Raw genomic sequence first — 13,248 nt, 5'->3', positions numbered from 1 at the left:
CCCAAGGAGGTGGCCTGAATGGCCACAAAGCCCCGTAATACGAAGCGACTTTTCGCAGCGGCTGCAGCCCCCGTCGCGCTGCTGGCTCTCGCGGCCATACCGATCTCCGCGGCCGCGGCGGCACCGCTCACTGCGAGCGTGGATGCGCAGCCGCGAGCGGCAGCGCCTGCGTATGGCGTGACCGCACCGAAGGGACTCACCGTCGAGGTCGGCAGCTGCTTCTCGTCGGTCCAGTGCGCCGGCATGCTCGGCGGATTGAGCTCGAAGCTCGATCCGATCGACGTGTCCACCTTGCCCGACTGGGACTCCGCGTACGACGGGGACTACGCCCCGTTCATCAGCTCGGGAGCGAACGGTGTGCTGATCGTCGTCCGCAACGACTCCGCTGCGACCATCACGCTCAAGGACATGCCGAACAACGCCACCTTGCTCAACCACAACACCGGCGAGACGCTGGCGTGGAACGGTGAAGGCGCGTGGAGCGACACGACGCTGAAGCCGGATGAATTCATCGTGCTGCGCCCGAACACGTTGAGCTTCGGCAACCTCGTGTTCGACGACCCCGCCGACTACGACGTCCCGACCGACTACACCTGGTCTCTGAAGACCGACAAGGGCGATGTCGAGGCCACCTGGAGTGGTACGCCGACGGGTTCGTGGAACACGACGATCGTCGACGCCGTGATCGATCCGGACAGCGCCGCATGCGAGGCGGGCGCGGCCACCGGCAACCTCACCTTCACAGTCAGCTACACGCCGTCCGAGCAGGCCATCAAGTGGGCCAACACGATTCGTGAGTTCATCGCGTCTCCGGAGTACGACGGTCAGGAACCCGTCATGTGGAGCATCGCTGCCGGCCTCGCCAGCAGCGTCCAGCTGGTGCCGGACTCCTCCGACTTTGAGCCGATTGCGGCCGGCTGGAAGACGGACGACGTGGCCGAGGAACTTTTCACGCACCTCACGAGCATCACCAAGTCGCACCCGACGTGGATGGACGCCAAGGACCCGAGCTACTTCCCGAAGAACAGCATCATGGTCGATCTGGTGGATCCCCAGAACGTCAAGGCGCCTTGGCCTGCCGACGGGGTTGCGCCCGAGCTGAAGCTGACGATCGCGGATCTGCCGGTGCGATGGACTAACCCGGCGGCGGATCGACCGGCAACGCTCAGTCTCGATGGCGAGTCGCTCGACGTCTTCTCGGGAGCGAGCTTCGTCTCCACGACCGGCGCCGTTATCGAGAATCCGTGTGCCGTGGTGACCCCGACGCCCACGCCCACGCCGACTCCCACCCCGACACCGACGCAGACTCCGACCCCGACTCCCACGCAGACGCCTGAGCCGACTCCGACTCCGACGCAGACGCCGGAGCCGACTCCCACGCAGACGCCAGAGCCGACTCCGACTCCGACCTCGACCCCCACGCAGACGCCAGAGCCGACTCCGAGTCCGACGCAGACGCCGGAGCCGACTCCCACGCAGACGCCGCAGCCGACTCCCACACAGACACTGGAGCCGACTGTGACGCCGGTGCCGACGAAGTCCGCTTCGAGTGTGCCGACGGTCCCCGTTGCGAGCACGAGCCCTGCGGCCACGCTGCCGACGACAGGCCAGGACAGCAGCGTCGGCCTGATGATCGGCGCCGCTGGCGCCGTGCTTCTGGTCGCTGGCGCAGCGCTTCGTCTGGCGCGCAACCGCAAGCACGCCAACCACTGAGGTAACGAGGGGCGGGTTCGCACGCGAATCCGCCCCTCAGCGTCAGTACATCGAATCCAACACAGCAACGGGAACGGCTTATCGCCTCAGATTCTCCGCTGTGCGACAACGACAGGGAGGTGGCCTGAATGGCCACGAGGACAACCAGATCACGAGGTCTGATTGCTGCCGCGATTGCGACTGTTGCCGTTGTGGCGACCGGGTCTTTCGCGTTGGCAGCAACCGCGTTCGCGGCAGGCACGGCCGCACAGCCGGCGTCGCGCGTCACGCACAGTGATGGCACGAACACGGGCTTCGGCGTGATCGAGTTCTGTCTGGAGGTGAACGAGGGGTACGAGCAGTACATGCAGACCTGGCACGCGCCGGTGGCGCTTGACTGTGACGATCCGTCCGCGGAGTGGTTCGACGGCGCAGATGTGGATCTGACGTCGCGGATCGTGCTCCCCTTTGAGCGAGAGTTCGGAGGATTGCTCCCCGAAGGCGCTGTCGATGAGCTGTGGCTCAAAGGACCGACGACCTCGGTTTCTATCGACTCGGTCCAGAGGTACACCACAACGTGGACCCCCCTGTTCCACCCGGTCTATCGAGCCACGATTGGCAACGAGGGCCCCGCGCCGACGACGGCTTATGAACTGGGTCACGGCGATGGCATCGAAATCTCAGGATCGGTGATGACGCCTGGGCAGTCTCGCTCGACAACATGGAAGGCCGATTGGGCGTCGGGTGCCCGACTGCAGCTCGACTACGACTACCAGCCTCCTGTGGGGGCGGTGAATGGTCTTGAGAGTTGGACCTGGGAGCTGGTCGATTTCACCACTCGGCAGGACGCTTGGATCTCGCTGTGCTGGTCCGCCGGCGGCGAGGGACAGGGCGAGTGCCTGACCCGCACGCCGATGAGTTCGAGCGCCTTTGCGGCTGACGGTGGTTATACGGACAACGTCTTGCCAGGCACGCCGATGACCGAGTGGATCCCCGTCGCCCCGACGCTGAACACGGACGTCGCGTGCGGCGAGGAGGCCACGGTCGTCCTACCCCCGAACCCTTGGTGGGGGCAGTACAACGTGTATCGCAGCGGTCAAACGCTGGACGTGTATGCCTCGATCCACAGCACGGATTACTACATCCCGGACGGGGTGCGCGCTAGTTGGTCGTTCGAAATCCCAGCCGTGGTCTCGTGCCCGGAGCCCACGCCGACTCCTACGCCCACTCCCACGCCGGAACCGACCCCCACGGCGACCGTCACCCCTGAGCCCACGCCGACTCCTACGCCCACTCCGGAACCTACGCCTGAACCGACTCCTACGCCCACGGTGACCCCGACTCCGGAACCGACGACTGAACCCACGCCAGAGCCAACGGTGGAGCCGACGCCGACACCTCAGCCCACGGTGACCCCAGAGCCGACGCCGGAGCCTACGGTCACGCCGACACCTGAGCCGTCGGTGACCCCGACGCCGGAGCCGACGCCTCAGCCCACGGCTGAGCCAACTTCCGAGCCGACGCCGGAGCCCACGCCCACCGACACGTCGACACCTGAGCCGACGCCCACGTCGACACCTGAGCCGACGCCCACGTCGACACCTGAGCCGACCCCGACTCCGGAGTCCTCGACGACCGTCATACCGACACCTCCGATGTCGTCGACGGCGGCGGTCGCACCAGGTAAGAGCGCAGACACAGGCACGCCGCGCGCGCTTCCGACTACAGGAAGCCCCGATATGTCGGCTGGGGGCATCATCGCAAGCATCCTCGGCGCGGTCGGCGTAGCGGTACTGATCGTCGCGAGACGTCGCACCTCGAACCGCTGAGACGCGGCGACGGTGGCGCCCCACCCACGGGCCGTCACCGTCGCCGTCTGCTGCTGACAGAGCTGAACGCCCATCGCGGGTGTCAGGCCGCGCATGTGGTCCTATGTGAGCACCGTCACCCGATCAACCGACATCACGGCCGAGACAACGCGATCCTGCGCATCCTGCAAGACGCTTCGCCCTATCGAAGAGTTCGAAGCAATCGATCCTGGCCACGGCACCATCGACCGGCGCCGTATCTGCACACCCTGCATCAACCGCGTGGATGAGCTCCTCGTCGCCGGTGAGCGAAACATCTCCGCCATCGCTCGCGAGACCGGGGTTTCAACCCCCACGATCCGGGGTCGGCGCGATGCGCTCGGTATCGGCAGGCCTGCATACCGCCGCCTCGACGACATCGATGCACTCACGGAGATGACTCTGGCCAACACCTCGATGGAGGAGATCGCCAGCCGCCTCAACGTCGAGGTCCACACGGTGCGCCGGTACCAGCAAGTCCTTGGGCTGCGGGAGAAGGTCACCGATCGTAGAGTGCCCGAAGAGGTGCTCATGCGGGCCGAGAGAATGCTCCGGGAGGAGCGAACCAGCTACCTCGAAACGGCCCGCACCCTCGGAGTCGACGTGGACACCCTCCGCCGCCATTTCCCGGGTCTCGGCTGGACGAGCGAGGATCGGTCAACGATGGCATCGGTACTGGGCCATCCAGACCTGAAGCGGCTGCATCTGGAGATCTTCGGGACCGCTAGCCCAGGATGATCTCGACCCAGTGACTGCCGCTGCTTCGTCGGAGCTCAGCGCAAGAGAAGGATCCTTGACGGCGATGCCGCACTTTGCCCGCTCGCGCGACCGCTGCGCCGCAGGGGTGGAGGGTATGAGCTTCGAACCGCAGTGGGGGTACTCGACCGGCATCAACGACCTCCTGAACCCGTCGGTGAGGTCATCTGTAGTTGGCCCGACCGTCGTCCACTTTGGCGACGTCACCGCGGCATGCGAGCAGTTCATTCGGCAGTCCGATCAGGTTGTCGGCGCCGTCGCATGGGTGCGATCTCCCAGACTGATCCGAGCGCTGGCTGATCGCCCCGTGGCGCTGATCGTCAACAAGGAGTTCGCGCTCCGGCAGCAACAGTCGAAGGAGCGACTTGCTCTGAGGCCGCTGCGCGGCGGGGTGCGACGGTACTCGCTGTCCAAGGCGCCCGTCCGCGTCATCGGCGACTGCTCCCGCGGAAGCTTCACGGGGCTGATGCATCACAAGTTCCTCATCCGACTGGAGAGAGGTCGCCCCGTCGCCGTGTGGACAGGGTCGCTCAACTTCACGACCGGTGCCGCCGGCAACCTGGAGAACGCGGTGGAGATCCACGACAAGGCCGTTGCCCGCGAGTTCTTCCACGAGTTCGAGCGGCTCTGGGATGTTGCCGAGCCCATCGATTTCAAGCGTGGGGCACCAGCCGGGATCCGCAGTGCTGCGCGGCCACGGAAACGTGAAGGGACTCTCACCGTGGTGAAGCAGCCGGAACGGAAGCAGCAACCCGTCAAGCGCAAGCACGTCGCCGCGCGCCGCACAGCAGCCTGATCTGCGCAGCGGAGCCGCGTCGCCGCCCTCATGTGGGCATGACCTCGACACTCATACCTTCCGGTGCGATCGGCGGCGGCGGCGAGGTGGTGCACCTGCTCATCGAAGGTGACAACAGCGTTGCCCTACCACTCGTGGCCGCAGATGTCGGCCGGGCCGACATCGTCTACCTTGACCCGCCATATGACACCGGGAAAACCGACTGGATGTACGGGGATGCTCGTGGGGACTGGGTTGACTTCATGCGTGCCCGGCTACTGCTCGTCAGCAGCATGCTCGCCGAAGGCGGCGTGGTTGCCGCGAGCATCGGCTACCAGCGCGTGCACCACCTCGCGTTGCTGATGGCTGAGGTGTTCCCTCAGCATCAGGTGCACACGATCACGGTCGAGGTGTCAGGTGGCAAGCCCGGCGGGGGAGTGAAACGGGTTGAGGAGTACCTTCTGCTGGCCCTGCCCGACGGGTTCACCCCTCACCCGATGCCATGGGTGCAGGCCGGATCTGAGGCGCGGCAGCCCTGGGAGGGCCTCACGTTGTCGACCGCGGCGAAGGGGCGGTGGCCGAACCAGGTGTACCCGATCATCGTTGATCGCTCGACAAGGCGAGTGGTCGATGTGGGTGCGTCGCTGCAGGACCTCCTGGATGCCGGCGAGGAATTCGATCCGTACACCTACCCTCTGACACAGGATGACGTTCGTGAGGAGGAGACTGTCGCACTGTGGCCGGTGACTCGTCACGGCAAGGAGTGCTCCTGGCGTCTTTCGCGGGCGGCGTTCGTTGCCGCCCTCGGGAGAGGGCACGTGAAGGTGGACCCGACGCACATGCCTGGCAACCCGAATCCGTTCAGCGTGAAGTATCTCCCCGCCGGCGCCGCGAAGCGGATCGACGCCGGCGAAATCGAAGTGCTCGGCTTCGACGCGAATGGTGCACTCATCCTGCGTTCGGCTGTGCCAGTTTCGGCGGAGATCCCGACGATCTGGAGCCGGAAGGAACATCACACCGCGAAGGGGACTGCTCGGCTCACGGCCCTCATCGGTCGTCACCACTTCCCGTATCCGAAACCTGTCCCGCTCATTCGGGACATCCTCACCGCGCTTGCCGGCGACCGGCCGCGTGCTGTGATCCTCGATCCGTTCGCAGGATCCGGCACGACACTGGAAGCCGTTGCGGAGCTGAACGCCACCGACGGCGGCGAGCGCCGTGCGATCCTCATCACGAACGATGAAGGTGGAGTGCATGAGCTCGTGACCCTGCCTCGGGTGCGCGCGGTGGCCGCGGAGCACGCGCTGAGCGTGGAGCTGCTGACAGCGCGGTAACCGCGCATGTGTTCGCTGAGCCTGGCGTGACAGTATGTGTCACGCTATGCTCAGCGAAGGAGGTGTTGGGTATGAGCAACGACATCGAGGCACTTCGGGTAATCGCGCGCGCCCCGATGAGAACGGTACGCGCGCGGGACCTCGACCACCTTCTCACGCACCCTCGGCGGACTCTCGGCCGCCTGGTTGACAACGGTGCGCTCACGCGCATCGCGAAGGGGGTCTACACCGCACCGCCCGATGGCTACGACGGACGAACCTGGAAGCCCACGCTGGAAGCAGCCGGCCTCGCCGTCGGCACCGCGCGATTCGGCAACCGCAACGCGATCCTCATGGGTATCGGTGCTGCACGCCAGTGGGCCGCGATCCCGCGCGCGATCGGCGTCACCACTATCGCCGTTCCCGAGGCAGGTCGTGGGCCCGTGGAGCTCGACCATGGGGGGAGTGCTCATTTCATCCCGCGAAACCTCGACAGGATCGATGCAGTCCTCGAGCGAACCGAGCTCGGTCCAGCGCTCGTGACCACGCGGGCACAGACGCTGTTCGACCTGGCCATGAAGCCAGAGCAGGGCGGCATGCCGGACGAGGCTGCAGCCGCGATCAAGAACCTGCTCGCGACCATCACAGCCAAGGACCTGAGGAAGATCATGAGCAGGCACACACGAGCCAACGCCACGCTCCGGGCAGCCTTGGACACTCTGGAACGTGAGGGCCGGCATGGCTGAGAGAGCTCGACAGTATCGCCGCGATCGCGCCGGGCAGTTCGCACGCACCCCCAACAGCCCACCAGAAGACGTGCTCCGCCGGCCGGTCCGCGGCGTACTCGAACCGACGGAGCAAGCTGCCGTCCAGGAGGTCTTCGGCGTCGGCCCCGAGCAGGTTCTCCGCGATCACGCCATCTCTCACACACTCGCGGCGATCGCCACGGTCGGCGCAGACGATGTCGTGTTCTTCGGCGGCACCGCGCTATCGCGCACTCAACTCCCCGATCTGAGGCTCTCCGAAGACATCGACCTGATCGCCCGCGGCAACCGGCGATCCGTGGCCGAGCGCATCGAGTCCGCGATCGAAAGCGAACTTGGCCGGTCGCTCGGCACGGTCACGTTCGAGCCACCCCTCAGCGCGACCAAGGGGTCAGAACCGTCAGTGCTCGCCGTCGGCACCTCTCGGTTCCAGATCCAGCTCCTGCGTGGCGTTGATCAGCCGGCGTGGCCGACCGAAGTCATCGACATCGAGCAGCGTTACAGCGACGCCCCACCGGCGCGGGTCCGCGTGCTCACACCGGCAGCGCAGGTCGCAGCGAAACTTGCCGCCTGGCATGACCGAGCCGCGCCCCGGGACCTCTACGACCTCTGGGCACTCGCGTCATCGGGCGCGATCAGCGGGGAGGCAGCGCGCGTGTTCGGGCGGCTCGGGCCACTTACCGAAGCGCGCAGCATCCAGTTCACCCGAATCCCCACGGACGCAGAGTGGGAAGCTGCCCTCGGGCATCAGTGCATCATCGAGGTGACACCGGCCGAAGCTGCACGCGTGATCCGGGACGCCATCAAGGACCTCTGACCTCTCCCTTCGACGGGCCGCGCATGTGCCGTGCATGAGACTGCTCGACACCTACAACGTCGCCACGGACGGCGCATGCCGCAGGAACCCCGGCCCGACCGGCTGGGCGTGGGTGGGAGAAGACGGCCAATGGGCAGCAGGGTCCGTGCTCGAAGGCACGAACAACGTCGGTGAACTCCTCGCCGTTCTTCACGCCATCGCTGACAACCAGGACGTGACCCGGCTCACGGTGGTCGCCGACTCCACCTATGCGATCGACATGTACACGAGATGGATGGACGCCCACTCTCGGCGAGGATGGACCACCGCCGCCGGCGAACCGACGAAGAACGTCGACATCCTGCGCGCGCTCATGAACGTCAGGCAAGCACGCCGCGCAGCCGACCTCGAGGACGTCACCTTTGTTCATGTGCGCGGGCACAGGGGGCACCGGCTGAACGGCTGGGCCGATGAGCGCGCCGGCCGAGCATCGCACCACGCTGCCGATGGTCGGGAGCTGATCTGGTCATCCCGTCAAGGGCGCCCCATCCTGGACGTCAGCGAGGACGCCCCGCGGATGGCGCAGGAGAAGGCCCGAACCTCGCGGCCACGGTAGCCGGCCGCCGCGCATGTGGTCCGCATGACCAACCCTTCCGCGCCTTCGTCAGCATCCAACCAGCAGATCGGCGTCCCCGGCAGGGAGTCGCTCAACGACGGGCACAGGCGAGTCACCGACCGGGGACTGCATCTTCCCACCGTCACGATGCGTCATGCAGAACGCACGATCACCTTGATCGGGGTAATGCACACCGGTCCACAGCAGGCATGGGCCGACGTTCAGCGGCTGCTGGACCGCCTGGAGGCCGGTGGCAGCGTCGTGCACTTCGAGGGACTGAATTCCGCAGCCTCAGCGCCATGGCACGCTCGTCGAAAGATGCGGCTCTTCGCGGCGATGTCACGGCGGATGAATCTGGTGTTTGACGCGATGGGATTCGTCAATCAGGCAGAAGCACTCAGCTACCCGCCCCGATGGAAGCACCATGACCTGGGAAGTACGACGGTGTTCGCGGCCTTCCGGTACCTGCACCTTCTGAGACTCCGGCTCCTCGTATCGCTGGTGACGTCGCGCCCTTTCCGCAAGATCATGACGACGGCATTTCTGACACAGCTTCTGACTGAGAGCAGCAATGACGAGCCAGAGACCGGCCTTGCAGCGTTGTTCAACCAGGCCGTCGTCCTCGACGCGCGAAACCTCCACGCAGTGAACGCTGCGCTCCAGGAAGACGGTGACGTTGTTCTGCTCTGGGGTGCCGCCCACCTGCCAGGAATGATCCAGTTGCTCGGCGAGGCAGGGTTCGAACAGACCACCATCGACTGGCGGCTCCATGTCTCGCGGGAGCACGCTCTGGAGCATGGAGTCGAGCCCGTCGGAGACAACGGTGTGGGGGATGCGGAGGCGAGTTGAGGCGGGGCCGCGCATGTGGCAGATATGACCGCATTCACGATGCCCCACTTCTGGTGGCAGAACGACCAGACGTGGACGACACGGGAGGGCGTCGTCATCCCCGTTGAGGACCTCACCCCGAGCCATCGCGACCGCATCCTCAGGATGATCACGTCACGGAGCACGTGCCGTGTCCGCGACGACATGAGCGGACGCTCGTTCCATTTCCTTCCGGAACCCGACGACACCGGCGCGGACGAGGTCTACCACTTCACTGACGACGAGATCTTCGACAGGATGCCGATCGTTCGACGTCTCCGAGAACTACAGGCGGCTGATGCTGCCGACGCGGCACAACGCGAAGCGTGCAGGACCAGGGCGGCCGCGAAGGTTCGAAAGGCAGCCAGCCACACGAAGAGGTCGGCTGTGCGAGACGGGCAGATTGCCGACATCGAGAGCATGGTGCGGGTCGCGGCCGAGTCTGCCGATCGTTCCGCACTCGAAGCAATCCAGCAGACTCTGGTCCAGATCCTGAGCGAAGCACCCGGCGTCTCCTTCCGTGGACGGGCGGCTGTCATGAAGCGTTCCGGTGCGGCCGCAGGATCCGCCGGGCAGGTCTCTCCCTCCCGATGACCACCGGTGCCGCGCCACTTCGCCGCGACCTTCGGGCAGCGCGGCACCGAGTCCGGCGGCGACGGCGCTGGCGGACAGTGCGTGAGCTCATCGCCCTCGCCGCCGTCTGTCTGCTCGTGGTCTCTGCTCTGCAGGCGTTCGTTGTGCGTGGCTTCTGGGTGCCGTCCGCGTCCATGGAACCGACCCTGAACATCGACGATCGCATCGTGGTCGACCAGCTCACACCCCACTTCACCGACTACCAGCGAGGCGACATCGTCGTGTTCCGCGACCCCGGTGGCTGGCTCGGCGCCGCGGGCCGAGAGGACTTCCTCGTCAAACGCATCATCGCCGTCGCCGGAGACACCATCACCGGGAGCGCTGACGGCACCGTAGCCATCAACGGCGCGATACTCGTCGAGCCCTGGGCCCACCACAGCACTCAGGACCCATTCAACGTGACGGTTCCCGCCGGTGAGGTGTGGGTGATGGGCGACAACCGCGGCAACTCCGCCGACAGCCGTGTGCATGGCACCGTCCCTTCACCGGACATCGTCGGGCGAGTCGTCTGGGTGTACTGGCCGCTCACACACTGGGGTGCTCCAGCTGGTCCCTGACCGTACGAGTTGAGCAAATTCGTGTCACAGCCCACGGGATGACCGCGCATGTGGAGACTTATGACCGTGAACCTCTCGTACGACAGCCCCACCTTGATCGAGGACTACCAGGCAGCTGTTGCTGCTGCCCAGGCGGCGGCCGCAGCGTACTACGCCGGTGATGAGCCGTTGATGACGGACGCCGAGTACGACGCGCTGCTGGAAGAGATCGCCTCGGCAGAGATGGTGTCTATCCCGCCGGGCGACATCATCGAGCACGAGTTGTTCACAGCCGTCGCCGCCGGCACCCTGGCAGCCGGTGACGTTCCGCACCCGACCCCGATGCTCAGCCTCGACAAGGTCACCGATGAGGCGGGCATCATTGCCTTCCTCGCCCGCGTCGCAGGCACCGGATGGTCCGCCAGAGTCAGCGTTCAGCCGAAGCTGGACGGCATGGCAATCCGAGCGCGCTACGAAGACGCGAAGCTCGTTCAGGTCGTCACCCGCGGCGACGGACGAACCGGTGAGGATGTCACGAGCCGAGTCCTCCGTGACAACGTGACCATCTCTGGACTCCCGCGTACGATCGGCACGTCGGCACCCGTCGCCTTCGAGGTGCGTGGTGAACTGCTGATGAGCCGATCCGACTTCGAGCTGAGCAACGCGAACCGGATCGCTGCAGGCAAGCCCGCGTTCGCCAACCCCCGCAACGCAACCGCCGGTTCCGTCCGCGCCGAAACGCTTGACTACGACGTTCAGATGACGTTCGTCGCCTACGACCACACAATCGGTGCAGAGAACGCGATGGAGGAGACCGGCGGTCTTGCCGGATTCGTCTTCGCAGACGAGCTGCCCGGCGCGGGCATCTTCATCGCCGACGGTGTCCTCCCCGGGGACGGCGTCGAAGGAGTGCTGGCCGCCGTAGAAGCCTTCGGTGCGCAGCGCGCCGACTACGCTTTCCCGACCGACGGCATCGTGATCAAGGCCGCGGCCAGCGGCGTCCGCGAGCTGCTGGGCGAAGGCTCACGCGCTCCGAAGTGGGCGATCGCCTACAAGTACGAGGCCCAGACCGGTGAGACGGTGATCCGCGACATCATCATCGAGGTGGGCCGCACCGGCAACCTGTCCTTCACCGCGGTGTTCGACCCGGTACTCGTCGACGGATCGACGATCAGCCGCGCGTCGCTGCACAACGTAGACCTCATCGCCAGCAAAGACATTCGTATCGGGTCGAAGGCGATCGTCTACAAGGCGAACGACATCATCCCGCAGGTGCTGTCTGTCACGAACGACGACAGCACCGAGGCGTGGGTGCCGCCGACTGAGGACGCTGAGGGGTTCCCGTACGAGCAGCGCGGCAAGTTCTGGGTCAGCACGAACCCGGCCGACTCGACCAGCGCCCTTCTCACCTACGCGGCATCCCGTGACGTGCTCGACATCGATGGACTCGGTCGCTCCGTCGCCGACGCGCTCGTGGAACACCGCGACGTGGTCGACCTCGCCGATCTGTTCGAGGTCACCGAGGAGCAGCTGTCAACCCTCCCGATGGGCGAGACCTCAACTGGAGGTCTCCGCCGGTTCGGCGAAGCGAATGCCGCGAAGGTCCACGCCAACATCCAGGCCGCACGATCGCAAGCGCTGAACCGTGTCATCACTGCGCTCGGCATCCGCATGACAGGTCGCACGTTCGGTCGCCGGCTCGCCGCGCACTTCCGCTCGCTCAGCGCATTGAGCGCCGCCACCGAAGCTGGTCTGCTGCAGGTGGAGGGCGTCGGCCCTGAGCGCGCCGCCACGATCCTCCGCGGCCTCCAGCGTGAGAAGCCTGTCATCGAACGCCTCATCGCCCTGGGCATTGACCCACGTGTCGAGCAGGCAGCCGGAGAGTCCCCGCTTACCGGCCTGACTGTCGTGGTCACGGGCTCCACGAAGGGCACGAAGTTGGAGGCGTTCGGCCGCAACGAGATGAACGAGCTCATCGAACGCAACGGCGGACGAGCGTCCGGTTCGGTCTCGAAGTCGACCTCTTTGCTCGTCGCTGGCGAGGGTGCAGGGTCGAAGCTGGCCAAGGCCGAACAGCTGGGCGTCAAGGTCGTCTCACCGGACGACTTCGCCGGGATGGTGGGGCTCCGATGAGTCACACGATCAGGGCCGGAACATGAGTGGGGAGACCCCGGATGTCATCAGCCGACTTCGTGGGCTTGATGCCGCTTCACAGATCGACCTACTGAACAGACTGCCCTTCACTGCGTCCATGATCAGCGGCGCACCGCGGGCATTGTTCAGCGATGCGAAGAAGCTGCGGAGCCGGCTCAACGATGACCCGCAGTTCTCTCTTCCCGGGCAGACTCGCGATACCTCACGCCGCATTCTCGACACTGTCATCGCCCGACAAGACCAGTTGGCGGAGGACAAGTTCGACGCCCTGATGAGGAGTGTCGCGCTGTTCGCGCTGTTCGGCATCTTCGGGCTCTCGCTGGTCGTGCTCACCTGGGCGAACCCACGATGGGTCCTGGATCTCTCCGACGGCATCGTCACTGTAGGCGAGTACCTGTTCTCCGGATTCGCCGCCGAATAGGCAACCTGGGCAAGATCCCACGCTCGGTCGCATAGTCGGCTCTCGCCGCGCATGTGGTGCCTGTGGGCTGTGCGCGAA

At 65.8% G+C, this 13,248-nt stretch carries 13 protein-coding genes; all 13 read left to right on the top strand.

Translation table 11 applies throughout. The annotated features are described in order from the left end of the window. Positions 1–18 precede the first annotated feature (18 nt). The 13 genes from ABTV68_RS11450 (at position 19) to ABTV68_RS11390 (ending at position 13,170) form a co-directional block, all read left to right on the top strand. Entirely contained in the window at positions 19–1,713 is a 1,695-nt protein-coding gene (locus tag ABTV68_RS11450) for an LPXTG cell wall anchor domain-containing protein (protein ID WP_433673802.1), read from the top strand. A 128-nt stretch (positions 1,714–1,841) separates the two neighbouring features. Then, positions 1,842–3,521 carry a hypothetical protein gene (locus ABTV68_RS11445; protein WP_433673801.1) on the top strand — a complete coding sequence of 560 codons (1,680 nt, stop codon included), beginning with the start codon at positions 1,842–1,844 and terminating at the stop codon, positions 3,519–3,521. A 105-nt stretch (positions 3,522–3,626) separates the two neighbouring features. Next, positions 3,627–4,277: a hypothetical protein gene (locus ABTV68_RS11440; protein ID WP_433673800.1), complete on the top strand. Its 651-nt coding sequence runs from the start codon at positions 3,627–3,629 to the stop codon at positions 4,275–4,277. A gap of 115 nt (positions 4,278–4,392) precedes the next feature. Further along, a complete protein-coding gene (locus tag ABTV68_RS11435; protein WP_433673798.1) occupies positions 4,393–5,091 on the top strand; it encodes a phospholipase D-like domain-containing protein in 699 nt (232 codons plus the stop codon). Positions 5,092–5,129: 38 nt separating this feature from the next. After that, complete coding sequence (locus ABTV68_RS11430; RefSeq protein WP_433673797.1) at positions 5,130–6,404, top strand: DNA methyltransferase; 1,275 nt, start codon at positions 5,130–5,132, stop codon at positions 6,402–6,404. A gap of 71 nt (positions 6,405–6,475) precedes the next feature. After that, complete coding sequence (locus tag ABTV68_RS11425) at positions 6,476–7,129, top strand: type IV toxin-antitoxin system AbiEi family antitoxin domain-containing protein (protein ID WP_433673796.1); 654 nt, start codon at positions 6,476–6,478, stop codon at positions 7,127–7,129. Next, positions 7,122–7,964, top strand: a complete 843-nt coding sequence (locus tag ABTV68_RS11420) for a nucleotidyl transferase AbiEii/AbiGii toxin family protein (RefSeq protein ID WP_433673795.1) — start codon at positions 7,122–7,124, stop codon at positions 7,962–7,964. The genes ABTV68_RS11425 and ABTV68_RS11420 overlap by 8 nt, the downstream gene beginning before the upstream one ends. Before the next feature lie 34 nt (positions 7,965–7,998). Further along, positions 7,999–8,559 carry a ribonuclease H family protein gene (locus tag ABTV68_RS11415; protein WP_433673794.1) on the top strand — a complete coding sequence of 187 codons (561 nt, stop codon included), beginning with the start codon at positions 7,999–8,001 and terminating at the stop codon, positions 8,557–8,559. Between the two features lie 15 nt (positions 8,560–8,574). After that, a complete protein-coding gene (locus ABTV68_RS11410; RefSeq protein ID WP_433673793.1) occupies positions 8,575–9,408 on the top strand; it encodes a hypothetical protein in 834 nt (277 codons plus the stop codon). Between the two features lie 24 nt (positions 9,409–9,432). Beyond that, on the top strand, positions 9,433–10,020 hold the full coding sequence (locus ABTV68_RS11405) for a hypothetical protein (protein WP_433673792.1): 588 nt from the start codon (positions 9,433–9,435) through the stop codon (positions 10,018–10,020). 77 nt (positions 10,021–10,097) lie between these two features. Continuing rightward, positions 10,098–10,616, top strand: a complete 519-nt coding sequence (gene lepB / locus ABTV68_RS11400) for a signal peptidase I (RefSeq protein ID WP_433673791.1) — start codon at positions 10,098–10,100, stop codon at positions 10,614–10,616. Positions 10,617–10,676: 60 nt separating this feature from the next. Then, positions 10,677–12,728 carry an NAD-dependent DNA ligase LigA gene (ligA, locus tag ABTV68_RS11395; protein ID WP_433673790.1) on the top strand — a complete coding sequence of 684 codons (2,052 nt, stop codon included), beginning with the start codon at positions 10,677–10,679 and terminating at the stop codon, positions 12,726–12,728. A 118-nt stretch (positions 12,729–12,846) separates the two neighbouring features. Beyond that, entirely contained in the window at positions 12,847–13,170 is a 324-nt protein-coding gene (locus tag ABTV68_RS11390; protein WP_433673789.1) for a hypothetical protein, read from the top strand. The last annotated feature ends 78 nt before the right edge of the window (positions 13,171–13,248 follow it).

The sequence above is a fragment of the Microbacterium gorillae genome (genome assembly GCF_050990725.1).
Taxonomy (GTDB): domain Bacteria; phylum Actinomycetota; class Actinomycetes; order Actinomycetales; family Microbacteriaceae; genus Microbacterium; species Microbacterium gorillae_A.
The sequence above is the reverse complement of the archived record's forward strand: the minus strand, read 5'-3'. Positions and strand labels throughout refer to the sequence as shown.

Coding starts and splice junctions, on each gene's coding strand:
- ABTV68_RS11450 (WP_433673802.1), top strand. CDS start 19: ATGGCCACAAAGCCCCGTAATACGAAGCGACTTTTCGCAGCGGCTGCA.
- ABTV68_RS11445 (WP_433673801.1), top strand. CDS start 1,842: ATGGCCACGAGGACAACCAGATCACGAGGTCTGATTGCTGCCGCGATT.
- ABTV68_RS11435 (WP_433673798.1), top strand. CDS start 4,393: ATGAGCTTCGAACCGCAGTGGGGGTACTCGACCGGCATCAACGACCTC.
- ABTV68_RS11430 (WP_433673797.1), top strand. CDS start 5,130: ATGACCTCGACACTCATACCTTCCGGTGCGATCGGCGGCGGCGGCGAG.
- ABTV68_RS11425 (WP_433673796.1), top strand. CDS start 6,476: ATGAGCAACGACATCGAGGCACTTCGGGTAATCGCGCGCGCCCCGATG.
- ABTV68_RS11420 (WP_433673795.1), top strand. CDS start 7,122: ATGGCTGAGAGAGCTCGACAGTATCGCCGCGATCGCGCCGGGCAGTTC.
- ABTV68_RS11415 (WP_433673794.1), top strand. CDS start 7,999: ATGAGACTGCTCGACACCTACAACGTCGCCACGGACGGCGCATGCCGC.
- ABTV68_RS11405 (WP_433673792.1), top strand. CDS start 9,433: ATGACCGCATTCACGATGCCCCACTTCTGGTGGCAGAACGACCAGACG.
- ligA (WP_433673790.1), top strand. CDS start 10,677: ATGACCGTGAACCTCTCGTACGACAGCCCCACCTTGATCGAGGACTAC.
- ABTV68_RS11390 (WP_433673789.1), top strand. CDS start 12,847: ATGATCAGCGGCGCACCGCGGGCATTGTTCAGCGATGCGAAGAAGCTG.